The sequence below is a fragment of the Burkholderia singularis genome (assembly GCF_900176645.1).
GTDB lineage: Bacteria > Pseudomonadota > Gammaproteobacteria > Burkholderiales > Burkholderiaceae > Burkholderia > Burkholderia singularis.
Genome location: NZ_FXAN01000106.1, coordinates 124,471 through 149,868, shown reverse-complemented (window position 1 = coordinate 149,868; position 25,398 = coordinate 124,471). Strand labels below are relative to the sequence as shown.

Here is a 25,398-nt window from a genome sequence, read left to right as displayed (position 1 = left end):
GCGGGGGAGCGGGTGGGGCGAGCGTAACCGGCGTGACGGGCTCGGCTCAGATCGGCAAGTACGTCAGCAATGGCGCGATCAGCACCATCGCGACACCCGCGATCATCATCGTGAGGCTCGACACGACACCTTCCTCGCTGCCGATCTCGCGCGCCTTCGCCGTGCCGACCGCATGGGCGGCCGCGCCGAACAGCGCGCCGCGCGCGAGCCTGGAGCGCAGCGGCATGAGCGCGAGCACCAGTTCGCCGACGAGCATTCCGCAAATGCCGGTGGCGATCACGAAGAGCGCGCTCAGATCGCGCGGCGCGTGAATCCGGTCGGACACCGCGAGCGCGAACGGCGTCGATATCGAACGCGTGACGAGACTGCGCTGCAATTCGGGCGACAGATGCAGCGCCTTCGCAAGCAGCAGCGAGCCGCACACCGCGGCAACAATGCCCACCACGACGCCGACCGACAGCGAGAACCAGTGCCGCCGCATCAGCTCGCGGTATTCGTAGATCGGCACGGCGAATGCGATCGTCGCCGGGCCCAGCAGCCACATCAACCAGCGCGTATCGCGCAAGTAGACCGGGTAGGGAATGCCCGTCAGCGCGACGAACGCAACGAGCAGCGCCGGCACGAACACGAGCGGCGAGAAAAACAAGGTTTTGCGGTACGCATAAAGGCGCTTCGACGCGAAATAAAGCGCGATCGTCAGCACGAAGCAGCCGGCGGAGATCGCCGTGTTCGCGGGCTCGGCGAGCAGCGCGCAGGCGGGTGTCGTCATGATGTCGTCGAATGAAATGGAGCGCCGGACAACGGGCAACGCGCTCAGCACCCCGCGCACGGGCGCGCGCGGCGGCGTTCGGCCCGCGTGCGCGAAAGCGCGAGCCGCCGCTCGAAGCCCGCCGCGATATCGACCGCGACGGCAACCGAGCCCATCACGAACACCGTGCCCGCGACGACGACGAGCGCCAGCCGCCAGCCGTCGTCGCGAAACAACCCGCCATATTGGACCGCCGCGACAGTCGCCGGAATAAAGAACAGCAGCATGTCGGACAGCAGCCAGTTCGCGCCGTCCTTCACCCAGCCGGGCGCGATGCCGCCCGACAGCAGCAGGACAAGCAGCACCGCGAGCCCGACCACGCCCGACGGCACGGGCACGCCGAGCTTACGGACGGCCCAGTCGGTCGCAGCCCACAACGCGGCGAGCGCGACGGTCTGCAGCACGATGCGCGCCGTGCGGTGCAGGCCCGCTGCGCGCGGCGCTGTCGCGGCCGGGCGTTTCGTCACGACGTCCTCCTGATCCCTTGCATTACCAAACGGAGTCAGTATAGGATTCACGCAGACATAAATAAAATGACTTGATTTTATAAAAATCATTCCGTTTTGGAATTCTTCGCCGAATTCCTTATCGAACTCGTGACGGCCCGTTCGCCGAAGGAGATATCGATGGAGCTGCGCGCGCTGCGTTATTTCATCGAAGTGGTCAGACAGCAGAGTTTCACGGTTGCGGCCGAGCAGATGCACGTCACGCAACCGACGATCAGCAAGATGGTGAAATCGCTCGAAGACGAGATCGGCTCGCCGCTGCTGCTGCGCGACGGCCGCCAGATGGTGCTGACGGATGCCGGCCGCATCGTGTTCCAGCGCGGCCAGGACGTGCTCGCCGCGCATGCGCAGCTACAGGCCGAGCTGAACGACCTGGGCACGCTCGGGCGCGGCGAGCTGACGATCGGCATTCCGCCGCTCGGCGGTGCGCTGTTCACGCCGGCAATCGCCGAATTCCGCGCACGCTATCCGAAGATCGAGCTGAAGCTGTTCGAGCAAGGCGCGCGGATGATCGAAGCCGCGCTCGTGTCGGGCGAGCTGGAGCTGGGCGGGGTGCTTGAGCCGGTCGATCCGGCCGTGTTCGACGTGCTGCCGATGGTGCGCGCGCCGCTATGGCTCGTCGCGCGCCGCGGCGCCCGCTGGGACACCGCCGCGACAGTGCCGCTCGCCGATCTGGCAGGCGAGCCGTTCGTGTTCTACGCGGAAAGCCTCGCGCTGCACGACGCCGTGCTCGACGCATGCCGACAGGCCGGCTTCGCGCCGCAGGTCGTGAGCCGCAGCGGGCATTGGGATTTCATGGCGGCACTCGTGCACGCAGGCGTCGGCATCGCGCTGCTGCCCGCACCATACTGCCGGCGGCTCGACGCCGCGCAGTTCACGTGCCGGCCGATCGTCGAGCCGGAAATCACCTGGGCGATCGCGATCGGTTGGCTGAAGAAGGGCTACCTGTCGCACGCGGCGCGCGCATGGCTCGACGTCGCGCGCGAGACGCTGCCCATCGATCCGGGCGACGATCTCGCGTTTGGCGGCTTGCGCATGCATCCGCGTTGAGATCTGCGATGTGCGGCCCGATGCGCGATGTGCAGTGCAGGGGGCGCATTACGCAGCGGCCGCCCGCGCCGGCGCGTCGCGTCAATGCCCCATCGCCACGCCCGCACCCTTTTTCGGCTTGGTCACCCAGACGAGCGCGGCCAGCGCGACGAACGCGAGCGTCGACAGAAAAAAGAAATCGTTCGTCGCCATCATGTAGCCCTGCTGCGTGACGATCTGGTTGATCTGCGCCGACGACACCTGGCCGGCGATACCGAGCTGCGCGAGCGCATCCTGGTACGCCTGCGTGTTCTGCGCATAGACGCTCACCGCCTCCGACAGCCTCGCATGGTGATAAATCGCATCGTTTTCCCAAAACGTCGTGCTGATCGCCGTGCCGATCGCGCCGGACAGCGTGCGCAGAAAATTCGACAGCCCCGACGCGCTCGCGAGCCGCTCGTCGGGGATGCTCGACAGCGTGATCGTCGTCATCGGTACGAAAAAGCACGCGACGCCGATCCCCTGGACAAGCCGCGGCATGATCACCTGGCCGAACGACACGTCGAGCGTAAACGTCGCGTTCCAATACGACACGCCCGCGAACACGATGAACGCGAAGCACGCGATTATCCGCGCGTCGAGCCGCTGAATGTTGCGGCCGATGATCGGCGAGAGCACCAGCGCGAGCAGCCCGACGGGCGCCGTGGCCAGGCCCGCGAGCCCGGCCGTGTAGCCCATCACGGTTTGCAGCCACAGCGGGAAGATCACGACGATGCCGAAGAACGTCATGAAGCCGAACGCGATGATCAGCACGCCGAGCGCGAAGTTGCGGTCCTTGAACAACGACAGATCGACGACAGGCTCCTTCTCGGTCACCTCCCAGACGATCATGAACGCGAGCGAGACCACGGCGATCAGCGCGAGCGTCGTGATGAACGTCGAGTTGAACCAATCACGGTCCTTGCCGAGATCGAGCATCATTTGCAGGCTTCCGACGCCGAGCACGAGAAAGGTCAGCCCGATCCCGTCGATACGCTGCTTGCTCGTCTTCGTTTCGCGGCCGCGCAGCAGAAAATACGCGCACGCGGCCGAGAACAGGCCGATCGGCAGATTGATGTAGAAGATCCACGGCCACGTGTAGTTGTCGGTGATCCAACCGCCCATCACCGGGCCGAAGATCGGCGCGACAACCACCGTCATCGCCCATAAGCCGAGTGCGAGCCCGCGTTTCGCGCTCGGATAGCTGCGCATCAGGATGGTCTGCGACAACGGCACCATCGGACCGGACACCAGGCCCTGCAGCAGCCGGAACGCAATCAGCGATTCGAAATTCTCGGCGAGGCCGCACAGCGCCGACGCGATCGTAAACGCCAGCACCGACAGCGTGAAGAGCCGCACCTCGCCGACGCGCCGCGCCAGCCAGCCGGTCAGTGGCACCGCGATCGCGGAGGCGACCGAGTACGACGAAATGACCCACGTGCCTTCGCTCGTCGCGACGCCGAGACTGCCCGAGATCGTCGGCACCGCGACGTTTGCGATCGACGTGTCGAGCACCTCCATGAACGTGCCGAAGGCGAGCCCGGCAGTCAAAAGCACGAGCGCGGCGCCCGAAAACGGCGCGGGCTCGGCAGTGGAAGGGGTGACGGGAACCGTCGCCATGCTGGCCTCCTAACGGGCTTCAATTGCCCGGCATCCTGCGCATCGACCATGCTTCGGTCGATCATTTCAATCAATAAGTAAGTGACTTGTCAGCTTCTGCTCAGACAGATAAATATCCGGCCAGTCCGCCACGATCCTGCGTCTTTTCCGGCGCAACCCGGCTCCGTCAGCCGCCGAGCGTCTGCGCGCCGGCGGTCTCGAGCGCGTTGCCGCACGAATCGGCCGCGACCGATCCGTTCGCGATGACGCGCTGCAGCAGGGCCGTCAGAAGTTTGAGTTCGTCTGCCGTAAAACCCTCGAGCTGCGCATTCAGCGTGGCCGCGATCGCGCCCGGCAATGCCTGCGCGGCTTGCGCGCCGCGTTCGGTCAACGCAAGCTCGATCACACGGCGGTCCGATTCGCTGCGCGCACGCGCGATGAAGCCCTTGCGTTCAAGCCGGTCGAGCATCCGCGTCATCGAGCCACTGTCATAAGACAGCTTGCGCGACAGCTCGAACGGCGTGCGCGCGTAGCCGCGCGCCAGCAGCAGAATCACGCCGATCTGCTGCGCGGTCAGCTCGAGCGGGCCAAGCGCGCGGTCCAGCCGCTCGATCAACAACTGCCGCGCCTTCGTCAAATAAAAGCCGACGTTCGATTCAAGCTCGATGTGTTCGGGGTCGTAGAGGCCGCTCATGCTCGCCGGGACGCCTGCGTTGATTGCGGTTGCTGCAACAGTGCATTCCAAGGAAAGACGCCGCCAGTATCTTGAATATTGGTTGCTTAGTCAATATTATTTCAGGCAATGAGTTACGCGCGATGCGCTGCCCGAGACGATGTTCTGACCGTTTGCTTACGCACGCCGTGTTTCGGCGTGCGTACCGAGGATTGACCGCCATGCCGCCCCTGAAACGAGCCGCGCGCACATTGCGCCGCAACCTGACCGATACCGCTCGCCATACGCTTTGCGCTCCGCATCGCGGCTGGAAGATCGCGCTCTATGTGGCGATGCTGATCGTGCCCGGCGGCTCGCTCGCGGCGCTCGGGTTCGCGTGGTTCGACCATCGCCGGCAGCGCACGGCTCGCGGCAGCACGCGGGCGGCATCCACCCGGGAGCCTTCGGCGCAGCTTTGCCTGCCCGCCGCGCCTCCTCAGCCGGTGCGCTGCCCGTAATAAGCCGGGCAGCAGGCGCGCGGCGCGTTTGACATCCGCGTTTACATCCGTAACGCACGGTAATCCGTCCCCTTGAGCCGGTAACACATCCTGCGGCGCACGCGCTTTACCCTAGCGGCTGCGCAATTGCGCAGCCGTCAGTTACCATTTGGCCACGCCGCCGGCGTCACGGCCTGTTTATGCGAATCGCAGGCCGCGTCGCCCGCTTGCCCGCCCAGGGCGGCAGCCTCGACAGGAATCCAAAGCATGCCGCATGTCCCCTGCCCACGTGCGCGCCGCGCGCTGAGCATGGCCGTCGCCGCCGCGACGGCCATGCTCGTCGCCGGCTGCGCGCTCGGGCCTGATTATCAGCGTCCCGCCGCCACGATCCCCGCCGCCTACAAGGAAGCGCCGCCCGGCTGGAAAGTGGCGCAGCCGGCCGATCGCGCAGACCGCGGCCCATGGTGGACGATCTACGGCGATCCGCAACTCGACGCGCTGGTCGACAAGCTCAACGCATCGAATCAAACGGTCGCGCAATATGCGGCGGCGTACCGCCAGGCGCGCGCGCTCGTCGCGCAAGCGCGCGCGTCGTATTTCCCGACGCTCGGCGTAACGGCAAGCGGCTCGCGCGCGGGCAGCGCGGCAACGACAAGCTCAATCGCGCGCAACACCGTCAGCAATAGCTACAACGTCGGCCTCGACGCATCGTGGGAGCCGGACCTGTGGGGTAAGGTGAGCCGCACCGTCAGCGCGCAGAAGGCGAACGAAGCGGCGGCCGCCGCCGATCTTGCGAACGCGCGGCTGTCCGCGCAGGCAACGCTTGCGCAAACCTACTTCCAATTGCGCACCGCCGATGCGACGCAGAAGCTGCTGGACGATACCGTCGCGTCATACCAGAAATCGCTGCAGTTGACGGAAAACCAGTATGCGCAGGGCGTGGCCGCACGCTCGGACGTGATCCAGGCGCAAACGCAATTGCAGTCGGCGCAAGCGAGCGCGATCGATAACGGCATTGCGCGCGCGCAATACGAGCACGCGATCGCGACGCTCATCGGCGAGCCCGCGTCGACGTTTTCGCTGCCGCCGCTACCGCTCGCCGCCGAGCCGCCGGCCATGCCGATCGACGTGCCGTCGGCGATCCTCGAACGGCGGCCCGACATTGCCGCCGCCGAGCGGCGCGCGGCCGCGGCGAACGAGCAGATCGGCGTCGCGATCGCCGCGTTCTTTCCGACGCTCACGCTGTCGGCGTCCGGCGGCTTTCAAAGCTCCGTGTGGTCGCAGCTTTTCACGCTGCCGGCGCGCTTCTGGTCGGTCGGGCCGCAACTCGCCGCGACGCTGTTCGACGCGGGCTTGCGCGCCGCGCAGACCGAGGCCGCGCGCGCGACCTACGATCAGGACGTCGCCGCTTATCGGGCCGCCGTGCTGTCCGCATTCCAGGATGTCGAGGACAACCTCGCATCGCAGCGCATCCTCGAGCAGGAGATCGGCGTGCAGCGGCAAGCGGTCGACTCCGCTCAGCACGCGCTCGATATCGCGCTCAATCAATACAAGGCGGGCACGGTCGGCTATTTGAACGTGTTGACCGCGCAGACGACCGCGTTCAGCGCGCGGCAGAAGCTCACGACGATCGCCGGACAGCGGATGGTGTCGTCGGTCGGTCTCGTGAAAGCGCTCGGCGGCGGCTGGGACGTCTCGCAGATCGCCGGCGAGGCGGCGCGCACGCCAGCGCCAGGATCAGCGCCGGTCAACGCAGCACCTGCGAACACGCGCGCGACATCGGCCGCTCCCGAGGCCGCGACGCGGGCGAACGCGCCTGCCGTCGCACAACGCTAACGCCGCCGGTTCAGCTTTGCCCGTGACCGCGCGGCGTGGGCGGCCGGCTCGGCGGCCGGCACGACTCGACCAGCCGCTTGCGCCCACTCGAGCGGCACGGCCCCGCCGCCACGCTCAGCGCGCGCCGTCCCCATAAACGAGCGACACCGAACCGTCGCCGATCGGCCGGCCGAGCAGGTTCAGCAGGCCCGCGAGATTGTCGCGCTGCTCGGGCGTCGCGCTCGCGGTGCCGTGAAACGACGCGCCGGCCGCACCGAAATTCCCTTGTCCCGACATCATCAGCGGCCCCTTCACCGTCGACAGATCGAGCGTCGAATTCGCGCCGCCTGCTTGCAGCACGGCGCGGTACGATCCGAGCGGCTTCACGCGTGACAGGCGCGAACTCATGTCGGTGATCGTCACGGTAAGCTGGCCGAAGGCATCGTTGCCGATAAGCCGCCAATCGGTCCAATCGAGCCGCACGTCGCCTTGCAGGTCGAGCGTGTTGAACGGCGTGCCGAGGCCCGCGAGCAGCGAGGCCGGCACGGCCATCGTGCCCGCCGACAGCACCGCGCTGCGCGGCGTCGCGTCGAGCACGACAGCATCGGGCATCGCATCGGTGTGGCGCAGCCGCATCCGCACGCGCCCCGTGAAAAGCGGCCAAAACTCGGTGCGCCATTCGATGCGCCCCGGCAGCAGCGTCGATGCGCTGCGATCCGTGCCGGGCGCGAGCAGCAGCGTCGCCGAGCCTTGCCACAGCGAGCCGTCCGGATCGACGAGATTGACATGGCCGCCCGTCGCTTTGGCGAACTGCGGCGTCACCCACGCGGCGGGCAACAGCACGACGAGCACAACGAGAATCGACAAGCCGCCGACCAGCGCCCACGGCAACAGGCGGCGAATACGCATGGCAACGGTCATCGGCGCGCGCATCCCCGCGTGCCGCTAACATGAATGGCCCTGAACATGCCGGCGCTCACTTCGTCGACGCCGGCTGCAGCACGGCCGTCAGATCCACTTGGCCGTCGTCCTTCAACGCCGTGGCGTGCGCTTCGACAACTTGCGCCTTGAACTGGTGGCGCACGTCGTCGAGCCACTGCGTCCACACGGGAAACGCCGCGTTCTTGAGCTGAATCTGCACGCCGCTGCCGACGAGCTGCGGCGGCCCCGCGACCGCGAGACCGTGATCGGACAGCGACGATGCAAGCGCGTCCTTCAATGCGAGGCCGGTCGGCGCGACGCCTTGCGCGGCGGCGGCAAGCGTGCGCGCCTCGTTGGCTTGCGCGTTCATCTGCGCGAGTTCGTGACGCATCGTCGGCAACTCGCGCTGAATGCGCGCGCGGCCCTCCTGTGCGGGCGACCACAGCACCGAATAGGCGATCGCGATCGCGAGCACCGCGCCGCCCCAGCCGAGCAGCTGCTTCTCGCGCGTCGTGCGGGCATCCCAAAACTGGCTCAGCGCTTCATTCAACTCCGTTTTCATGACCGGCTCCGAATCGTCCATTTACCCGTGCTGCTGTCGATTTCGCCCGTCAGGCCGTTGCGCGACAGACGCTGGCCGAAATCCGGATCGACCTTCGTCTCAGGCTTGAAGCCGACATCGAGCCGGCGATCGTGATAGTCGAGCGACGCGATACCGTTCGGCGGCAGCGGGCCGAGCGAACGGGCGAGGCCGCTCGCAAGCGACAGAAAATCGTTCGGCGACAGCTCGCCCGCCGCGATGCGCAACTGGTCGAGCTGGCGCGTCATCTGCGCGGCCGGATCGAGCACGGTCGTCGTCTTCGGGAACGCCGTCAGAAGCGTCTCGGTGATCTGCGCCGACAACGCATCGCGCTCGCGCGCGAGCTTCCACCAATGCGCGTTCACGCCGATCACCGCGACCACGAGCGAGGCGGCTGCAAGCGCGAGCGGAACGCGCAGGCGCGTGAGCGTCGCGCGGTCGAAGCGCCACGGCGCGAATTCGAATTCGAACTGGCACAGATCGAAACGCTCGTCGAGCGCGCGGCGCGCGAATGCATCGAACGGCCAGATCGCGGCGCCCGGCACGAGCCGCTTGTCGTCGAGCGGGCGCACCGACGCGAGCTGCGGCTGCGCGCCCGGCTCGCCGAGTTCGTACAGTTCGAGCGGCGTGCCGTCCGCGAGCGCTTCGAGCGTCGCGGCCACGGCGGGCAGCGGCGCGGCGAAGCCTTCGCCGAGCGCACCGCGCGCAAGCGCCAGCTCGACGCGCGGCGCGGCGGCCGTCGGCGGCACGGCATCGGCCGATTCCTCGGCGAGCGACGGCGCGCTCGCCGTCGCGGCCAGCCCCAGCGCGAGCGCGACGATCGGTTCGTGCAACTGCGCGCCCAGCATGGGCTCGCCGGATACGGCTGCGCCGTCGTCCACGCTGGGCGGCGTGAGCACCGAACCCGCCGCGCCGGCGGCGGTGCCAAGCGCAGCGTCGTGTGCGGCTGCCACGGCGGCATGCTCGCGTGGCGCGCCGTGCGCGCCTTGCACGGCATCGGCATCGGCGCGCGCTGCCGCACGCTGCTGCTGCGGCGGCGGCAGGCAGCGGGTCGCGGGCACCGCGCGCAAATGGCGATGGCCCGCCGCCGTAAATGCATCGACGATGAACCGGAACCACGCGCGATCGATCACCGCGAGCACGCGCCGCCCGTCGGCTGCCGCTGTCGGATCGACCGCGATATGGCAGCCCTGCGGATCCTGGATCAACTGATCCTCGATGATGTTCGGCAATGCCTGCTTGAGCTTCGGCCCCTTCAACGGCGGCACCGTCTGCTCGAGCAGCAGCAAATCGCGCGCGGCGACGACGAGCACCGTCGTCGCCGCCTGCGGCAGCAACGTGAGCGACGCGCGGCCCGCGCGCTGCGCGTGACCGCTCTTGTCGACGAGCGCAAACGGCAGCTCCGGCCATTGCCATTCCTGCAACGGCACGGCCGGCTCGCGCGGCGGCAATAGGACAATCAACGTGCTCAAGGGCTCATCTCCAGAGAATGGCGTTGTTATAACTGGTCGCGGATGCGCACGATGCGCGTCGTATGCGTGGTCGGATCACGATACACGAGCGACGTGCGATCGATTGTCGCGCGATCGTGCTCGATGCGGCCATGCACGAGGAAATAGCTGGAATTGACGTCGATCTGCGTCGAATCGACATTCACATTCGGTGCGCCCGCGCCTCGCAACGCAAGCTGCACTTCGCCGACGTTGCGGAAAAACACCGTCTCGCGCCGCGACACGAGCGCCTGCGCCGACGACACCGACATCCCCGGCACGAGCGCTGCGACCACCTCGGCGGGCGCGGTATTCAGGTTCACCGGCGTCGTCGTCGGCAGCACCGTGACGAACGGGCGCAGGCGCTCGACCATCTCGGGCGTCACGCCTTCGACGTCGAGCAGCGAATCGATGCTCGTCATCACGAGTGGCGTGGGGCCGCGGCCGTCGCCGCCCGCGAGCCCCGGATCGTCGGTGAAATTGCTGCCGCCGCCGCTATCGGGCATCGGCTCGGGCGCATTCGCGGCACCGGGCAGCGTGGCGGTCTGGAAACGCGTGGCCGATTGCTTGAGCCCCGCGCGCACGCGCCGCGCGATGACCTTGGCAAGCTGCTGGTCGAGGCCGAGACTCGTCAACAGCCGCTGGAACGTCTGCACCTGCGACGCATTCAATTGCAGCGCGCCCGGCGTGGCCGCCGACACCAGATTGCGCAAATTGAACTTCGCCTGCGCATCCTCGATCGAGCCGGACAAATAAGTATCGGAAGTATCGGTCGCGTCGGTCACGCCGATCTTGCCGAGAAAATCCGACAGCTTCGTCTTCGCAATCGGCGCGGCCCAGATACCGCCGAGATACGTGACGCCCGGCGCCGTATCGCCTTCTGAGCGCAGCACCATCCGGGTCCAGTCGAGCGCGCCTCGCGCGATCCACTGCGCCTGCGCGAGCAGCCGCTGGTTTTCGATCCGGCGCACCTGCACCTGCTGGCGCCACAGCATCCCGGAGACGAGGATCGCCGACAGCGCGACGACGAGCAACGCGCTGATGATCGCGACGCCGCGCTCGCGGGCGCGAACGGACCGGCATGCCGGCGTGACCGCGTGGCGGCGTGAAGTCAGACGCACGACGAAGGCAAATGCGCGCATGCCGCTACTCCCCGACCAGAAAAACGCGGGTGATCGGCGCATGCAGCGACGTCGCACCGATGCTGACCTCCAGCCCCGTCACCGCGCGCGGCGGCGGCGCATTGCCGAGCTGCGGCACCTTGATCGCATCGTTGTTCTGCGCGAGCGCGCTGTCGGCATCGGGCATGCTGGTCGTCCAGCCGACTTTCGGCACATAAAGGCGCGCATTGATCATGCCGACTCCGCGCATCAGCGGCACCGCGCTCCAGCCTTCGGTGTCGCCGCCTTGCAGCGTGCGGCGCAACGTATCGGCATCGCCGACCGGCGGCGACGCGTAGCGCACGACGCGGCCGCCGGAAATCCGGTAACGCACCACCACGAGCCGCGGCGCAACGCCCGGCGCGTCGAGCGCGCGCACGATCTGCAACGTATCGCCCGAGACGCGCACGGCGGGCTGGCCCGCTTCGTCGTCGGTCGCGGCAAGGCGCGCGTCGATGCGCATCTGGTCGAACATCTGCGCGAACACGCGTTCGTCCTCCATCGCGGCCGACACCTTCTCGCGGCCGCGAATGATCTGGTCGAGCCCGCGCCATGACAGGATCGCGATCACCGCGAGAATCGTGATCGCGATCATCATCTCGATCAGCGTGAAGCCGCGCTGCGCGGACTGCGCCCGCGCGCCAGGCCCGGCGGCCAAGCGAGCAGGCCGGGCGCGGCCCCGTCCGCGAACCTGCCGCGGGCAGCCGTCTGCGCAAACGCGGCGTTTAAAGCGAACGGTTGGTTTCATTCGCGACCACCGTCACCATTTGCGCGAGCACGCCAGCATGACCGTTCATCGACACCGCGATCTCGACGCGCCGGAAGACCGGATTCGGCGTCGCGCTCACCCGCTGCGTACAGGTCAATGCGACATTGCCTTGCGAGCAATCGAAAGTCTGCGTGCCGATCTCGGGCCACGCGTGCGCGAGCTTAAGCTGCCCGAGCGCGTTATCGGCGCTCCAGCCGGCAAGCAGGCGCGCGTGCAGATCGGTTTCGCTCGTCGCCATCGAGCCCACCGCGCGAATCGACGCCGCCAGCGCAACCGCGATGATCGCGAGCGCGACGAGCACTTCGATCATCGTGAAGCCGCGTTGCGCGAAACGCCGCCGCCGGGAATGCGCGCGGGCGCGCGCGTCACCGGCACGCGAGCGCGTGCGCAAAACGGGGTGGACGGAAGGGCGCATCGTCAGCGCACCTCGTAGCGGCCATTGCCGGTGCCGACGATCGTCACGCTGCCGGCCGCCGAGTAAAGCGTCACGCGCACCGGCATATCGACGCTTTCGGTGCCGAACACGACCCGCTCGGGATGGGTATCCGAGCCCGGATAATCGATCGCCGCGCCCGTCACGCCGCCGTCCCAATCGCGCGCGCGCAAAAGATCGTCGCGCAGCGCGCGCCAGCCGTCGCCGGTGCGCACGTCGAACACGAAGCCATGATCGGTCGGACGCCACGAAATCGGCCGCGCGCGCACCTGCGCTTCGTCGCCGGCCGTCTCGAACAGCATCGCGATGCGCTGCGCCTCCTCGCGCAGATCGGTACGCGGGTTGCGCCGCATCGTGATCGACGCGGCGCCGACGAGGATGCCCGCGATCACGAGCACCACAAGCATCTCGAGCAGCGTGAAGCCGCGCTGCGCGAGCGCTGCCCGCGCGCCCCATCCGGCGGACGGGCGGGCGGCGCGCTCGCACGCGCCACGCTGTGGGACGCAGGCGGAACGGATGCCGGGTCGTGCGTACATCGGAAGGATCGCGCGTCGGGCGGGCAGGGCGTCAGCGGCTTACTGCCACGAGCCGATGTCGGTATCGTTGCCTTCGCCGCCTTCCTTGCCGTCGGCGCCGTAGCTGAACACGTCGATCTCGCCATGCACGCCGGGGTTCAGATACTTGTAAGCATTGCCCCACGGATCGTTCGGCAAACGCTCGAGATAGCCGCCGTCCTTCCAGTTATTCGGGATGGGATCGGTCGTCGGCTTTTGGATCAGCGCGTTCAAACCCTGGTCCTGCGTCGGATAGCGGCCGTTGTCGAGGCGATACAGCTTGAGCGCCTGCATGATGGTGCCGATGTCCTGTTTGGCGGCGATCCGGCGCGCCTCGTCCGGGCGGCTCATGATCTTCGGCACGATCAGCGCCGCCAGAATGCCGAGAATCGCCACCACCACCATGATTTCGATCAGCGTGAAGCCGCGCTGACGGCGGGCTGCCTGCGAGCGGCGAGTAATCCACATTTGCATGAGTGCCTTCCTTTTCATTCAAAAAAGTGCGATGAGCGGACGATGCCCCAAGGAAGGGACTGCCTTCCGACGTATGCGGCACATGCCGCATACGTCCGTCCGCGTGAAGCCGCATTGTAAGGCGTGGCTCACTTCGGGCTTCCACTCAACGCAAATTTCATAATCCTCCGTACAATAACGCGCATGAACGCGCTATCGATCCGGCTCCTTTCCCTCGCCCTGTTCGCGGTACTTTGCGCGACGGCCACTTATTGGGTCATCACGCTGTCCGCGCATCAGGCTCCGCTGCCTGCCGCCGCCGCCCGCGCGCCGGTGCGCACGGAAGACGCCGCGGCGCTGTTCGGCGGTCAGCTCACCCGCAATCCGATACAGGACATCCATCTGTTCGGCATTCTCGCGCTGCGGCGCGGCGCGTCCGCGATTGTCGGCATCGGCGGCGACGCGCCGCACGCGGTGTCGCTCGGCAGCGAGATCGCGCAGGGCGCGAAGCTCGCCGAAGTGCGCGACCGTTCGATCATCGTCGAGCGCAACGGCGCACGCTCCGAAATCTTCCTGCCGACCAACACGCCGTCGCCCGCGATTTACGTCCGCTGATTCACGTTCGCGGACTGACTTCCACCGACGCACAGCCTGCGCGACGCCGGACCGTTCGACCGCGCATCGCGGACGCGATCGCCGCATGCCGCCGCCTCGCTCGAACTTGGCTCGTGATGCCGTGTCGCGCGGCTGCGGCATCCGACCGCGCCACGCCGCAGCGGGCCTGAGCGCTCCGGCCGCCTCCGCATCGGCCGCCGTGCCCGAGATCTGAACTCAGCGCACCGGCCCAGCCACACCGACTGCGTTGCGTCACTGCACCATGTTGTTCAACTCGATGATCGGCAGCATCACCGCCAGCACGATCACGAGCACGATGCCGCCCATCGCCAGAATCAGCAGCGGTTCGAGCAGGCTCGTCAAGAACATGGTCCGGCGTTCCAGCTCGCGCGATTCGCCTTCGGCCGCGCGATCGAGCATCGTCGTCACGTCGCCGGTCGCCTCGCCCGAACGGATCAAATGCACCAACACCGGCGGGAACGTCTTCACGTTGTTGAGCGCGCGCGACAGCGCGGAGCCTTCGCGCACGCGCACGATCGCGTCGTCGATGTTGCCGCGCATCGCGCGGTTCGACAGCGTCTCGCCCGCGGCCTGCAGCGCGCGCAGAATCGGCACGCCGGCGGCGCTCAGAATGCCCAGCGTGCTCGCGAAGCGCACCGTGTTGTAGCCGCGCACCAGCTTGCCGGCGAGCGGAGCGGTCAACAGCCACCGGTCGAACGCGAGGCGCGGCCCGTCGCGCGACAACGTCGTGCGCACCACATAGACAACGACCGCGATCGCGAGCAGGATCGCCCACCACCAATGCCGAACGAAATCGGACAGCGCCATCATCACGATCGTCAGCATCGGCAATTGCTGCTTCGTACTCGCGAATACGTTGACGACCTGCGGCACCACGTAGCTCAACAAGAACGTGACGATGCCAAGCGCGATCAGCGTGACGATCGCCGGATACGTGAATGCGAGCAGGATTTTCTGCCGCAACGCGTTGCTCTGTTCGATGTAATCGGCAAGCCGCGACAGCACGATGCCGAGCTTGCCGGTATGCTCGCCGGCCGCGACAAGCGCACGGTAAATCTCCGGAAAGTCGCGCGGATGCTCGGCGAGCGCGTTCGCGAGCGAATGGCCGCCGAGCACCTCGGCGCGGATCGCGGCCATCAATTCGCGAATGTAATCGCGCTCGGCCTGCTCGGTCAGCACGGCAAGCGCTTCGTCGAGCGGCAACCCGGCGACGAGCAGGCTCGCGAGCTGACGCGTGAGAATTGCCTGCTCGCGCTGCGACAGCTTGCGCCCGAGCGCGAGGCGCTGGCTGCGCTCGCCGCGCGAGCGGCTCGCGGCCGGCTCGACGACGAGCGGAGTCAGCCCTTGCGTGCGCAGTTGTCCGCGCGCATTGCGCGCGCTGTCGGCTTCGACGACGCCTTTTTGCGCACGTCCCGACGCGTCGATCGCTTCGAAACGAAATGCCGGCATGACGCTACGCGCCTCCTGTCACCCGAAGCACTTCTTCGAGCGACGTCGCGCCCGAGGCAAGCCAGCGCTGCGCATCGTCGCGCAGCGTGCGCATTCCGCTTGCCCGGCCGGTGGCGAGAATCTCCGCGTCGGCCGCGTTGCGGTGGATCAGCGTGCGGATCGCTTCGTCCACCACTAACAGCTCGTAGACGCCGCGCCGGCCCGTATAGCCCGAGTGCCCGCATTTGTCGCATCCCACCGGATGCCAGACCGAGCGGCCGTCCTCGTGCCGCTCTTCCTTGCACGCGGGGCACAGCTGCCGCACCAGACGCTGCGCGAGCACGCCCAGCAGCGACGACGCCAGCAGATACGGCTCCACGCCCATGTCGGTCAACCGCGTCACCGCCGAGGCCGCATCGTTCGTATGCAGCGTCGCAAGCACCAGGTGGCCGGTGAGCGACGCCTGCACCGCGATCTGCGCCGTTTCCAGATCGCGGATTTCGCCGATCATGATCACGTCCGGGTCTTGCCGCAAAATCGAACGCAGCGCACGCGCGAACGTCATGCCGATCCGTTCGTTCACCTGCGTTTGCCCGATTCCGGACAAGTCGTACTCGATCGGATCCTCCACCGTCATGATATTGGTCGTCGCCGTCTCGAGCCGCGACATCGACGCATACAGCGTCGTGGTCTTGCCCGAGCCTGTCGGGCCGGTCACCAGCACGATCCCGTGCGGCCGCGAAATCAGCTTGTCGAACTGGGTGAGCGTATCCCGTCCCATGCCAAGCGCTTCGAGGTTCAGCCGCTGCGCGTCTTTCTCGAGCAGACGCAGCACCGCCCGTTCGCCATGCCCGGTTGGCAGCGTCGACACCCGCACGTCCACCGGCCGCCCGCCCACGCGCAGCGTGATGCGGCCGTCCTGCGGCAGCCGTTTTTCCGCGATGTCGAGCTGCGCCATGATCTTGATGCGCGAAATCAACGCGCCGTGCAGCGCCTTTTTCGGCCGCACCACGTCGCGCAACGTGCCATCGACCCGGAACCGCACCACCGACGCGTTCTCGAACGGCTCGATGTGAATGTCCGATGCCTGCTCGCGCGCGGCCTGCGTCAGGAGCGCGTTGATCATTCGGATGATCGGCGCATCGTCTTCCGATTCAAGCAGATCCTCGACCTCGGGGATATCCTGCATCAACCGCGACAGATCGACTTCGCCCTCCACCTCGCCGACGATTTGCGCCGCGCTGCCGTCCTGCCTTGCGTATGCTTGATTGATCGCGAGCGCGAGTTCGTCGGCCGGCACGCGCACGGCGGAGATGGCACCGAAGTTGCGCGCGATCTCCGCGAGCGCCGCGGTGTTGGTGCGCTCGCTGATCCATACTTCGAGCGCGTCCGCGTGCTGATGCGCGACCAGAATCTGACCGGCCTTCGCGAACCCATACGGCAGCAGCCGCGCGGCGAGCGGCGACGGTGCGGCCCGTTCGCCGGACGCGGCGGCGGCGGCAGCGGTGGCGAGTGCTTCGGTCATGGCTGCGCTCCAGGCGCTCCGGCCGGCGGATAAGCGCTCGAGGGCGCTGCATTGGCCGGCGCCGGGGCAGGGGCGGCCGCGCCGCTTCCCGGCTTCGGCGGCCACGCCTGCGAGCGCCGCATTTGGTCCAGATCGAACAGATTCATCGCCGGCGAGCCGCCCTGGCTCGGACCAATCGGCATCGGCGGCACCACCGGGTCATCCTTGTCGCGGATCACGCGGTTATCCGATTTGTATGCGCCCGATACGCCTTGAATGTAGTCGTAGCGGTTTGCGGTCACGGCCTGTGCAGTCTCGCGATCGTTGATGATCACGGGACGCAAGAACACCATCAGGTTGGTTTTCTGGCGAGTCTTACCTTCCGAGCGGAACAACTGGCCGATCCACGGAATGTCGCCTAACAGCGGCACCTTGCTGTTCGATACCTGATAGTTGTCCTGCATCAATCCGCCCAGCACGATGATCTCGCCGTTGTCGGCCAGCACGGTCGACTGAATCGAGCGTTTCGTGAACGTCGGGCCTGGCGAATTGGGGGATGCCGTATTCGTACCGGGCACCACCGCCGAATCTTCCGTATACAACTGCAGTTTCAGGATGCCGCCCTCGGTGATTTGCGGTTTCACGTGCAGCGTCAGGCCGACATCGCGCCGGTCATACGTGTTGAACGCATTGGCTGTCGTGCCGCTGGTCAGGTTCGAATACGAGCCCGTCGGAATCGGCACATTCTGACCGACGACGATCTTCGCTTCCTCGTTGTCGAGCGTGACGAGATTCGGCGTCGACAGCACGTTCGCATCACTTGAGCCAGCGAAGAACTGCAACAGGCCGCCAAGCCCTTGCACACCGAACATGTTGCGCAGCCAACCGATATTCAGGCCGCCCGTAATATTGCCCAGCGACGCCAGCGTGCCGCTCTGGCCAGCGGCTTGACCGGTCAGCGCCCCCGCCGTCAGGTTGACGATGCTGTTGCCGAGCCCGCTCTGTCCCGTAACCAGATTAGTGCCCGCATAAAGCGCATTGTTTGCGATCTGCCACTGGATCCCGAGATTGCCTTGCGTCGTCGCCTGCAACTCGACCACTAACGCCTCGATATACACTTGAGCGCGCCGCGCGTCGAGCTGGTCAATCACCGCCCGCAGGTTTCGATACACCGGGTCCGCCGCGGTGATGATCAGCGAGTTCGTCGCTGCGTCCGCCTGGATCATCCCGCCCGGCTGATTGTCATCACCCTTATCCTTATCGCCGCCCAGAAGCCCCGCGGTGCCGAGCCCGCCGCTCGAGCTAGCCGACCCGCCGCTGCCCGTCGATCCCGACGAAAGCCCCGACGGCAGCGGCGGCGTGCCCGACATGCCCGTCGAAAAATTCGAGCCGCTCGACGACGAACTGCTGTTCTGATTGAACGAATTCGCATCGTTCGAGCTTGCCGACGAGCCGCTGTCGCCGCCCTTGCCGAGCATCCCGCGCAGCGTCTTCGCCAGCTTCACCGCATCCGCGTTGCGCAGCGGCACCACGTGCATGTTGCCCGGCACGCCGCTCGGCGAGTCGAGCTGCTGCGCGAGCTTCTTGGCCGCCGCGAGCCGCGATTTGTTCGACGCGCGCAACAGCAGGGCGTTAGTGCGCGGGTCCGCCTGCACCGTCACCTTCAATGTCGCGTCGGTGTTGCCGATCGCGCCCGGATCGAGCAGCTTCGAGAGCTGCGTGGCCACGTCGATCGCGTTCGAATTCTTGAGCGGCACCACGGCCACCTGTGCACCCGCCGCGCCGTCGACGCCCGCGATGATCTGCGCGATGCGCCGCACGTTGTCGGCATAATCGGTGACGACGATCGTATTGTTGGCCGGGTAGGCGGTGATCGTATTGTTCGGCGAGATCAGCGGCCGCAGCACCGGCAGCAAGTTGTTCGCCGACTCGTTACGCAACTCGAAGACCTGCGTGACCACCTGGTCGCCGCGCGCCTGCGGCGCATTGCCGATATAGGTAGGCACGCCTTGCAGTTTCGCGTCCGCCTCCGGCACGACCTTCAACACGCCGTGGTCCTGCACCAGCGAGAAACCCTGCATCCGCAACGCCGATTGCAGCGTCTTCAATGCCTGATCCTCGGGCACCGGACGCTCCGACACCAGGTTCAACTGCCCCTTGACACGCGGATCGACGATGATCGTCTTACCCGTGGCTGCGCCGATCGCCTTGGCGACCTGGTCGATGTCCGCATTGACGAAATTCAGCGTGACCTGAGCATGAGCGGCCTGAGCGGCGACAATGCCGGCAACGATGAGCGCCGTTGCGACGCGTCGCAAAACAAAGCGAGTTCTTGTCATGGAGTGATGGATCAATGCCGGCGGCGGCCGTGTCCGACGGTATTACATAAGGTCGATATCAAAAGAGCAGACATTAGCAGTTTTTCATGTCCGAAATATCACATTCGACTGAGGGCTGTCTCACTTATGCCATAAAAACAATCGGGAGCACGCTCCGCATGGAAAATGTAAGGTTTCTTGCCGGACCGCATACGAAGCTCGAACCGAACAGGCAAGTAGCCCGCGGCAAGGCCGTCTCGCAACTGCGGCGCAACCGGCCTGATAGCAGTCCGAACCAACAACGGCACGGGCGGTTACAGGCCGCACGGCTGCTTGTCACATCGACGCAACCCGTTGTGCGGATATGATACGGGCCGCCAGCAGGATGCCGGGCGAAAACCGCGTGCGGGTTTTCCCACCCCTCATTTCCGTCGCGACAATAAATATGTAAATAATACATATTCTTTTTGAAAGAAAGCCGGTTCGCAGCCCGCATTGGTATTGTTGACGCAGACAATATCCCTGCACGGCCACTCCGCAGCCATGACGGTGTGGCGCCGGTTCCTTCCCATGAGCAACAAATCCAGTGCGAATCGCCTGTCTTCTTGAAGAGCCAATTGGCTTTTTGATTGTTCCAACCGCTGCCGGCAAAATTTCCGCCTCTCGAAATCACCATCTCTCGGCAATGGCTTTTCGTATCCAAGTCAAACCAGATGGGCCTGTGGATTACTTCGCCAAAATCCTTTAATTATCCTGTGACCCACAATGCATTCCATTGACAAATTCACCAATCATGACAGGCATGGAATTCATTCCGCCTTGTCAAAAATCCTGATCGCGCACCATCCCCGCATCAATCCGTCTGGCCCTGCAAATCCGCTATATCTTGCTTCCACACCTTTTTACAGGCACATCAATATTACTGCCCAAGCGATGGAAAAACATGACGAAAAATCACCCTTTTATATTTAAAAATGACCAATCAGATTACGCTAAATCCATTAAAAATCCATTTTAAATTAATACAAAAATTATCCAATACCAAAAAATTTAATCCAAATAAAATCGAGTGAATTCACACCCATTTACCAATACCTAAAGTTAATCCTCGTTTAAATCGGCAAATGAAATTTTTTCAAAATATGCGAAAAAATTTCCGCCCCCCGAACAAACGGCAGGCAGCCCGCCGGGCGGCAGGTATGATACGATCCGAAAACGCTTCGCCCTTGCCAGGAAAAAGCAAATAGCCCCCTAGTTGGATACTAGTTGGCTCTTTTTAGCCTCTTTTCCCGAACTCTTATTTTTCGATAACGATGCGACCGCTCCTAGCCTCGGTATTCTTGTTCGGCGCATGGCTCGTCAGCGCGCCGGCTTATGCCGATTGCTACGACAGCGCCGCGCGATACCACCAAGTCAACCCACTGATCCTGCGCGCGATCGCTTGGCAAGAGTCACACAACCGCCCGGACGCGCTCAACAAAAATACGAACGGTTCGATCGACTACGGCATCATGCAGATCAACTCGGTCCATCTGCCGGTGTTGTCCCGCTACGGAATCACGAAAGACACGCTGATGGAGCCGTGCAAGAATGTCTATATTGCCGCGTGGCATCTGCGCCGCATGATGAATAAGTACGGCAATACGTGGCAGGCGGTCGGTGCATACCACTCCGAGACCCCGTCGCTGCGCGACAAGTATGCGAAGCAGATCTTCGATATCCTGACGCAGTGGAAACTGATCCCTTCGCAGCAAGCGCAGCGCTGAATGGGCAAAACCGAGTCGAACTGAGCGAACGCCAATCCGATCGGCAAGGCCGAAGCCATAATCCACCGCCGCCTCGCGAATCCAGCCATCAATATTTGATGCACAATGCGGCTTTTCCCGCCGCTTGCGCGCGCCGGCCACAGCGCCGGTGCCGCCCCGTTTTCATGGCGCGCGGCGGCTCGCTTTCCGCTTTTTCATGGGTGCGCACCGCAATGAACCAGCCGTTGCCCGTCACCGTGCTGTCCGGCTTTCTCGGCGCCGGCAAGACCACGTTGCTCAATCACATCCTCGCGAATCGCGCCGGCCTCAAGGTTGCCGTGATCGTCAACGATCTCGCCGCCGTCAACATCGACGCCACGCTCGTGCGCGATGCCGCTGCGCTGTCACACGTCGAGGAGCGCCTCGTTGAGATGTCGAATGGCTGCATTTGTTGCACGCTGCGCGACGACCTGCTCGTCGAAATCCGACGCCTTGCAGCCGAAAACCGCTTTGACGCGATCCTGATCGAATCAACCGGCATTGCCGAGCCGATGCCGATCGCCGAGACATTCACGTTCGTAGACGACGACGGCTCGACGCTCGCCGATCTCGCCCGCCTGGACACGATGGTCACCGTCGTTGACGCCTTCAACTTCCTGCGTGATTACGCACGCGACGACGGGCTCGCCGAACGCGGCCTCGGCGCGACCGACGACGACGACCGCACGCTGGTCGAGTTGTTGATCGAGCAGATCGAGTTCTGCGACGTGCTCGTCGTCAACAAGGCCGATCTCGTCGACGCTAACGAGCTTGCGCGCCTGCAGCGCATTCTCGCGCGACTCAATCCGCGCGCGCGGCAGGTCGTCAGCCGCTTTGGCGACGTGCCGCTCACGGAAATGATCGATACCGGACGCTTTGACTTCGAGGCAGCCGCCAATGCGCCGGGCTGGTTGACGTCGCTCGAACATCGCGATCACGAAGATAGCGAAGGCCATACGCATGCGCACAGCGAGGCCGACGAATACGGCATCGGCCACTTCGTCTATCGTGCCCGCCGGCCGTTCCACCCGCAGCGGTTCTGGGCGTTGCTGCATGAAACCTGGAACGGCGTGCTGCGCAGCAAAGGCTTTTTTTGGCTTGCGACACGCAATGACCTTGCCGGCTCGCTGTCGCAGGCGGGCGGCGTATGCCGGCACGGTCCGGCCGGGCACTGGTGGGCTGCGCAGGATCGTGCCGAATGGCCGGAGGCGGGCGACGAACTGTACGACGAGATTGTCGCCGACTGGCACGGCGATCTTGCCGACACGTCGATCGGCGATCGTCGGCAGGAACTCGTGCTGATCGGCGTGGGAATCGACGCGGCCGCATGGCGTGCGAAGTTCGACGCATGCCTGCTGACCGATGCCGAATATGCGGCGGGCGAGCAGGCATGGGCGGCCTATACCGATCCATTCCCTGCATGGGACATCGACGACCATGATGATCATGACCATCATGATCACGACGACGATCACGGCCACGATGCTGAAATCGTGCATCGGCACTGATCGTCAAAGATTGAAAAAATGCGCAGGCAGCGTAGCAAAAAAGCTGCATCCCAAAAGAAAAACCCGCTGATTACAGCGGGTTCTCGTTCGCGAACAGCTCGTCTCAGCGCTTGTTCACCGCGTCCTTGAACGCCTTGCCAGCCGTGAACTTGACCGTCTTGGCTGCCGGGATCTTGATGGTTTCGCCCGTCTTGGGATTGCGGCCAGTACGCGCAGCGCGCTTGCCCGAACCGAAGCTGCCGAAGCCGATCAGTTGAACTGCGTCGCCTTTCGACACAGCTTTCTTGATCACTTCGAGGAGCGTGTCCAGCGTTTCGCCGGTTTGAGCCTTGCTGGCGCCCGTTTGGGCGGCGACGGCGTCGATCAGTTCCTGTTTGTTCATTAAGGTTCCTTTCCAGGTTGGGTTGACACGTACAGCGCGAACGCGCCGATTATACGTGCGCGAACCGTGCCGTCTACACCGTCTACAGCGTGTGGCAACGGCACAGCGCAGAAGTACTGCGCCGCGCAACGCACCGCCGGGCGGGCCTTTCGGCCGCTCCGCGATACGGCGCTTGCTATGATAGCGCAGCGCAAACCCAATAACGACAAGGGTTTCAAAGAATTTCGAGTAAATTTTGACGTACACGCCGCGCGCCGCGCGGTTTTCGAACTGCGCAAGCCGGCTTTGCCGCGGGTCGTCCTCGGCCTGCGCGCCGCCCCGTTGGTTTTTGCCAACGCCAGGCGGGACAAGGCTTTGCGCGCCTTGCGCTTTCCATTTGTTTCGCATGCCAGACCGAATCGTTCCCGCTACGCTCGTCGTCCGCGAAGACGGCACCATCGTTTCACCGCGGTACGGCGACATCTATCACAGCGCGGCCGGCGCGCTCGCGCAGGCCGACCACGTATTTCTGCGCGGCAACGGCCTGCCTCAACGTTGGCGCGGCCGGCAAACTTTCACCATCGTCGAGACAGGTTTCGGCATCGGATGCAATTTTCTCGCGACCTGGGCCGCGTGGCGCGACGATCCGTCACGCTGCGAGCGTCTTCACTTCGTATCGGTCGAGAAGCATCCATTCACGCGCGACGATCTTCGGCGCGCCGCTGCGCATATCGTTGCGCATACAACCACTGCACTGCTCGCCGACGCACTCGCGAGCGCGTGGCCCGTACTTACGCCGGGCCTGCATCGGCTCGAATTCGACGATGGCCGCGTTACGCTCACGCTCGCGTTCGGCGACGCGCTCGACATGCTTCCGTCGCTCGTGCTACGTGCGGATGCGTTTTATCTCGATGGCTTTGCACCGTCAAAAAACGCGGATTTATGGTCAGCCAGCATCTTCAAATCGCTGGCGCGGCTCGCCGACGAGCGCGCGACGTTCGCCACCTATACAAGCTCGAGCGCCGTCAGGCGTGCACTCGACGAAGCAGGCTTCGCGTGCCGGAAAGTCGCGGGCTTCGCCAGCAAACGCGAGATGCTCGTCGGCGAATTCGCGCCGCGCTGGCGCGTGCGCCGTCACGAGCCCCCACGCGCATTCGCCACCGGCACACGCGATGCGCTCGTGATCGGCGCCGGGCTTGCCGGTTGCGCGATTGCCGAGCGGCTCGCCGCACGCGGCTGGCGCGTGACGCTCATCGAGCGGCACGCCTCGCTCGCCAGCGAAGCATCCGGCAATCCCGCCGGCGTATTCCACCCGATGATCGCGCGAGATGACAACCTCGCGGCCCGTCTGTCGCGCGCGGGCTTCTTCTACGCACTCACGCGCTGGCGCGCGCTCGAATGCGCGGGCCATACGTTCGCCCGCAGCCGAAGCGGGCTCGTACAGCTTGCGTCGTCGGCCGACGAATACGAGCGGATGTGCAACAGCCTCGCCGCGCTCGATGTGCCAAGCGAACTCGCATCGGCGTTGTCGCACGACAGTGCGCAAACGCTATTGCAAACGCGCGTCGATCATGGCGGCTGGTTTTTCCCGCAAGGCGGCTCGGTCGACCCGGCAGCGCTTGCCATCGCGCAATGCGCTGCGGCGCAAGCGCGAGTCGTCTGCGCTGATGTGGCGCGGCTTCAGCAAAGCGCGGATGGTCGCTGGCACGCACTCGACACGGCCGGTGCGGCCCTCGCACAGGCGAGCGTCGCAATCGTCGCGAACGCCGGCGACGCCGCCCGCGTCGCCGGCGTTCGGCATGCGCCGACGCAACGCGTGCGCGGCCAGCTCACGCTGCTGCCGGCAGGCATCGCGCCCGCCGTGCCGGTACCCGTGATCGGCGACGGCTATGTCGTGCCACTGGCCAATGGCACGACGCTCACGGGCGCGACATACGAACCCGACAACGCAGACCTCGCCACAAACGACGCAAGCCACCGCGACAACCTGGCACGGCTCCAACGATTGCTGCCGGCCTTCTCCACGGCCACCGCACCCGGCAAGCTCGCCGGCCGCGTCGGCTTTCGCTGCGTTGCTAGCGACCGGCTGCCGCTCATCGGCGAGCTTGCCGACGAGGCTGCGGCCGGCCTGAATGCCGCCGCACTGACAGGCGCGCAACTTCGCGACGTGCCGCGCGCCACGGGCTTGTATGGCGCTTTCGGCTACGGCTCGCGCGGGCTCGTCTGGGCAGCCTTAGGCGCGGAATTGATCGCTTCGCAAATCGAAGGGGAACCGTGGCCGCTCGAGCGCGAACTCGCCGAGGCTATCGATCCGGCCCGCTTCCTGCTCCGCGCATTGCGGCACGGGCGGTTATAGGCACGGCCGTTTGATCACCGTCACCTGGGCCGCACACAGGTAGGCAATCGAGTTATCCACCCATTCATGTGAATAACCCAGTGAAATAAATACTCGATTGCTGTGCAATCAATGTGGACGTAAACGGGGTAACTTGGCAGAACCGCACAGAAACCGAAAAGTTGTTCATCGAAACACTGTGCGGGCAAACAGGCTGCA

At 65.2% G+C, this 25,398-nt stretch carries 23 protein-coding genes; 7 read left to right on the top strand and 16 right to left on the bottom strand.

Annotated features, from left to right (window positions below):
• Window positions 1-46: 46 nt before the first annotated feature.
• A complete protein-coding gene (locus tag BSIN_RS22220) occupies window positions 47-769 on the bottom strand; it encodes an LrgB family protein (RefSeq protein ID WP_089342023.1) in 723 nt (240 codons plus the stop codon).
• A 44-nt stretch (window positions 770-813) separates the two neighbouring features.
• Window positions 814-1,275, bottom strand: coding sequence for a CidA/LrgA family protein (locus tag BSIN_RS22215; protein WP_069233555.1), 462 nt, complete (start codon window positions 1,273-1,275; stop codon window positions 814-816).
• A 159-nt stretch (window positions 1,276-1,434) separates the two neighbouring features.
• Between BSIN_RS22215 and BSIN_RS22210 the strand changes: the two genes are divergently transcribed.
• Window positions 1,435-2,364, top strand: coding sequence for a LysR family transcriptional regulator (locus tag BSIN_RS22210; RefSeq protein WP_059517087.1), 930 nt, complete (start codon window positions 1,435-1,437; stop codon window positions 2,362-2,364).
• 81 nt (window positions 2,365-2,445) lie between these two features.
• Here BSIN_RS22210 and BSIN_RS22205 read toward each other — a convergent pair whose 3' ends face one another.
• The gene (locus BSIN_RS22205; protein ID WP_059517085.1) at window positions 2,446-4,002 is read right to left on the bottom strand and encodes a DHA2 family efflux MFS transporter permease subunit; all 1,557 of its coding nucleotides are present in this window, start codon (window positions 4,000-4,002) and stop codon (window positions 2,446-2,448) included.
• Between the two features lie 166 nt (window positions 4,003-4,168).
• Window positions 4,169-4,675, bottom strand: a complete 507-nt coding sequence (locus BSIN_RS22200) for a MarR family winged helix-turn-helix transcriptional regulator (protein WP_059517083.1) — start codon at window positions 4,673-4,675, stop codon at window positions 4,169-4,171.
• Between the two features lie 200 nt (window positions 4,676-4,875).
• Between BSIN_RS22200 and BSIN_RS22195 the strand changes: the two genes are divergently transcribed.
• Both BSIN_RS22195 and BSIN_RS22190 read left to right on the top strand, forming a co-directional pair.
• Window positions 4,876-5,151: a hypothetical protein gene (locus BSIN_RS22195; RefSeq protein WP_059517081.1), complete on the top strand. Its 276-nt coding sequence runs from the start codon at window positions 4,876-4,878 to the stop codon at window positions 5,149-5,151.
• 246 nt (window positions 5,152-5,397) lie between these two features.
• Window positions 5,398-6,966, top strand: a complete 1,569-nt coding sequence (locus BSIN_RS22190) for an efflux transporter outer membrane subunit (RefSeq protein ID WP_089342006.1) — start codon at window positions 5,398-5,400, stop codon at window positions 6,964-6,966.
• Between the two features lie 114 nt (window positions 6,967-7,080).
• Here the strand turns inward: BSIN_RS22190 and BSIN_RS22185 are convergent, their stop codons facing one another.
• From BSIN_RS22185 to gspG, 8 genes are all read right to left on the bottom strand, one after another.
• Window positions 7,081-7,854 carry a type II secretion system protein N gene (locus BSIN_RS22185; protein WP_173678735.1) on the bottom strand — a complete coding sequence of 258 codons (774 nt, stop codon included), beginning with the start codon at window positions 7,852-7,854 and terminating at the stop codon, window positions 7,081-7,083.
• 67 nt (window positions 7,855-7,921) lie between these two features.
• The gene (locus BSIN_RS22180; RefSeq protein WP_059517908.1) at window positions 7,922-8,428 is read right to left on the bottom strand and encodes a type II secretion system protein M; all 507 of its coding nucleotides are present in this window, start codon (window positions 8,426-8,428) and stop codon (window positions 7,922-7,924) included.
• Window positions 8,425-9,918 carry a type II secretion system protein GspL gene (gspL, locus tag BSIN_RS22175; RefSeq protein WP_089342003.1) on the bottom strand — a complete coding sequence of 498 codons (1,494 nt, stop codon included), beginning with the start codon at window positions 9,916-9,918 and terminating at the stop codon, window positions 8,425-8,427. Before gspL ends, BSIN_RS22180 begins: the two co-directional genes overlap by 4 nt.
• 26 nt (window positions 9,919-9,944) lie before the next feature.
• Window positions 9,945-11,078, bottom strand: coding sequence for a type II secretion system minor pseudopilin GspK (gene gspK / locus BSIN_RS22170; protein ID WP_089342002.1), 1,134 nt, complete (start codon window positions 11,076-11,078; stop codon window positions 9,945-9,947).
• Window positions 11,079-11,082: 4 nt separating this feature from the next.
• Window positions 11,083-11,844: a PulJ/GspJ family protein gene (locus BSIN_RS22165; protein ID WP_089342001.1), complete on the bottom strand. Its 762-nt coding sequence runs from the start codon at window positions 11,842-11,844 to the stop codon at window positions 11,083-11,085.
• Complete coding sequence (gene gspI / locus BSIN_RS22160; protein ID WP_089342000.1) at window positions 11,822-12,280, bottom strand: type II secretion system minor pseudopilin GspI; 459 nt, start codon at window positions 12,278-12,280, stop codon at window positions 11,822-11,824. The genes BSIN_RS22165 and gspI overlap by 23 nt, the downstream gene beginning before the upstream one ends.
• 2 nt (window positions 12,281-12,282) lie before the next feature.
• On the bottom strand, window positions 12,283-12,834 hold the full coding sequence (locus BSIN_RS22155) for a GspH/FimT family pseudopilin (RefSeq protein WP_089341999.1): 552 nt from the start codon (window positions 12,832-12,834) through the stop codon (window positions 12,283-12,285).
• A 39-nt stretch (window positions 12,835-12,873) separates the two neighbouring features.
• Window positions 12,874-13,326 (bottom strand): type II secretion system major pseudopilin GspG, encoded by a 453-nt coding sequence (gene gspG / locus BSIN_RS22150; protein ID WP_059517071.1) that lies wholly within the window; start codon window positions 13,324-13,326, stop codon window positions 12,874-12,876.
• 183 nt (window positions 13,327-13,509) lie between these two features.
• Here gspG and BSIN_RS22145 point away from each other — a divergent pair, with 183 nt between their 5' ends.
• Window positions 13,510-13,920, top strand: coding sequence for a hypothetical protein (locus BSIN_RS22145; RefSeq protein ID WP_059517069.1), 411 nt, complete (start codon window positions 13,510-13,512; stop codon window positions 13,918-13,920).
• Window positions 13,921-14,172: 252 nt separating this feature from the next.
• On the opposite strand, the gene gspF is transcribed toward BSIN_RS22145, so the two are convergent.
• Genes gspF through gspD form a run of 3 tightly spaced genes read right to left on the bottom strand, consistent with a single transcriptional unit; the run spans window position 14,173 to window position 19,212 of the window.
• Complete coding sequence (gene gspF, locus BSIN_RS22140; protein ID WP_059517066.1) at window positions 14,173-15,390, bottom strand: type II secretion system inner membrane protein GspF; 1,218 nt, start codon at window positions 15,388-15,390, stop codon at window positions 14,173-14,175.
• 4 nt (window positions 15,391-15,394) lie between these two features.
• Window positions 15,395-16,894, bottom strand: coding sequence for a type II secretion system ATPase GspE (gene gspE / locus BSIN_RS22135; RefSeq protein ID WP_089342022.1), 1,500 nt, complete (start codon window positions 16,892-16,894; stop codon window positions 15,395-15,397).
• Window positions 16,891-19,212, bottom strand: coding sequence for a type II secretion system secretin GspD (gene gspD, locus BSIN_RS22130; protein WP_089341998.1), 2,322 nt, complete (start codon window positions 19,210-19,212; stop codon window positions 16,891-16,893). Before gspD ends, gspE begins: the two co-directional genes overlap by 4 nt.
• A 1,286-nt stretch (window positions 19,213-20,498) precedes the next feature.
• Between gspD and BSIN_RS22125 the strand changes: the two genes are divergently transcribed.
• Together BSIN_RS22125 and BSIN_RS22120 are read left to right on the top strand one after the other, a co-directional pair.
• Window positions 20,499-20,957, top strand: a complete 459-nt coding sequence (locus BSIN_RS22125; protein WP_156429512.1) for a lytic transglycosylase domain-containing protein — start codon at window positions 20,499-20,501, stop codon at window positions 20,955-20,957.
• Between the two features lie 212 nt (window positions 20,958-21,169).
• Window positions 21,170-22,483 carry a GTP-binding protein gene (locus BSIN_RS22120; protein ID WP_089342021.1) on the top strand — a complete coding sequence of 438 codons (1,314 nt, stop codon included), beginning with the start codon at window positions 21,170-21,172 and terminating at the stop codon, window positions 22,481-22,483.
• A 103-nt stretch (window positions 22,484-22,586) separates the two neighbouring features.
• Here BSIN_RS22120 and BSIN_RS22115 read toward each other — a convergent pair whose 3' ends face one another.
• On the bottom strand, window positions 22,587-22,865 hold the full coding sequence (locus tag BSIN_RS22115) for an HU family DNA-binding protein (protein WP_006401505.1): 279 nt from the start codon (window positions 22,863-22,865) through the stop codon (window positions 22,587-22,589).
• Window positions 22,866-23,250: 385 nt separating this feature from the next.
• Between BSIN_RS22115 and mnmC the strand changes: the two genes are divergently transcribed.
• A complete protein-coding gene (gene mnmC / locus BSIN_RS22110) occupies window positions 23,251-25,200 on the top strand; it encodes a bifunctional tRNA (5-methylaminomethyl-2-thiouridine)(34)-methyltransferase MnmC2/FAD-dependent 5-carboxymethylaminomethyl-2-thiouridine(34) oxidoreductase MnmC1 (protein WP_089341997.1) in 1,950 nt (649 codons plus the stop codon).
• Window positions 25,201-25,398: the final 198 nt, after the last annotated feature.

What these genes read in the sequence shown, in the direction of transcription:
- BSIN_RS22220 (WP_089342023.1), bottom strand. Translation starts at nt 769, where the DNA reads ATGACGACACCCGCCTGCGCGCTGCTCGCCGAGCCCGCGAACACGGCG.
- BSIN_RS22210 (WP_059517087.1), top strand. Translation starts at nt 1,435, where the DNA reads ATGGAGCTGCGCGCGCTGCGTTATTTCATCGAAGTGGTCAGACAGCAG.
- BSIN_RS22205 (WP_059517085.1), bottom strand. Translation starts at nt 4,002, where the DNA reads ATGGCGACGGTTCCCGTCACCCCTTCCACTGCCGAGCCCGCGCCGTTT.
- BSIN_RS22200 (WP_059517083.1), bottom strand. Translation starts at nt 4,675, where the DNA reads ATGAGCGGCCTCTACGACCCCGAACACATCGAGCTTGAATCGAACGTC.
- BSIN_RS22195 (WP_059517081.1), top strand. Translation starts at nt 4,876, where the DNA reads ATGCCGCCCCTGAAACGAGCCGCGCGCACATTGCGCCGCAACCTGACC.
- BSIN_RS22190 (WP_089342006.1), top strand. Translation starts at nt 5,398, where the DNA reads ATGCCGCATGTCCCCTGCCCACGTGCGCGCCGCGCGCTGAGCATGGCC.
- BSIN_RS22185 (WP_173678735.1), bottom strand. Translation starts at nt 7,854, where the DNA reads ATGCGTATTCGCCGCCTGTTGCCGTGGGCGCTGGTCGGCGGCTTGTCG.
- BSIN_RS22180 (WP_059517908.1), bottom strand. Translation starts at nt 8,428, where the DNA reads ATGAAAACGGAGTTGAATGAAGCGCTGAGCCAGTTTTGGGATGCCCGC.
- gspK (WP_089342002.1), bottom strand. Translation starts at nt 11,078, where the DNA reads ATGCGCGCATTTGCCTTCGTCGTGCGTCTGACTTCACGCCGCCACGCG.
- BSIN_RS22165 (WP_089342001.1), bottom strand. Translation starts at nt 11,844, where the DNA reads ATGAAACCAACCGTTCGCTTTAAACGCCGCGTTTGCGCAGACGGCTGC.
- gspI (WP_089342000.1), bottom strand. Translation starts at nt 12,280, where the DNA reads ATGCGCCCTTCCGTCCACCCCGTTTTGCGCACGCGCTCGCGTGCCGGT.
- BSIN_RS22155 (WP_089341999.1), bottom strand. Translation starts at nt 12,834, where the DNA reads ATGTACGCACGACCCGGCATCCGTTCCGCCTGCGTCCCACAGCGTGGC.
- gspG (WP_059517071.1), bottom strand. Translation starts at nt 13,326, where the DNA reads ATGCAAATGTGGATTACTCGCCGCTCGCAGGCAGCCCGCCGTCAGCGC.
- BSIN_RS22145 (WP_059517069.1), top strand. Translation starts at nt 13,510, where the DNA reads ATGAACGCGCTATCGATCCGGCTCCTTTCCCTCGCCCTGTTCGCGGTA.
- gspF (WP_059517066.1), bottom strand. Translation starts at nt 15,390, where the DNA reads ATGCCGGCATTTCGTTTCGAAGCGATCGACGCGTCGGGACGTGCGCAA.
- gspE (WP_089342022.1), bottom strand. Translation starts at nt 16,894, where the DNA reads ATGACCGAAGCACTCGCCACCGCTGCCGCCGCCGCCGCGTCCGGCGAA.
- gspD (WP_089341998.1), bottom strand. Translation starts at nt 19,212, where the DNA reads ATGACAAGAACTCGCTTTGTTTTGCGACGCGTCGCAACGGCGCTCATC.
- BSIN_RS22120 (WP_089342021.1), top strand. Translation starts at nt 21,170, where the DNA reads ATGAACCAGCCGTTGCCCGTCACCGTGCTGTCCGGCTTTCTCGGCGCC.
- BSIN_RS22115 (WP_006401505.1), bottom strand. Translation starts at nt 22,865, where the DNA reads ATGAACAAACAGGAACTGATCGACGCCGTCGCCGCCCAAACGGGCGCC.
- mnmC (WP_089341997.1), top strand. Translation starts at nt 23,251, where the DNA reads ATGCCAGACCGAATCGTTCCCGCTACGCTCGTCGTCCGCGAAGACGGC.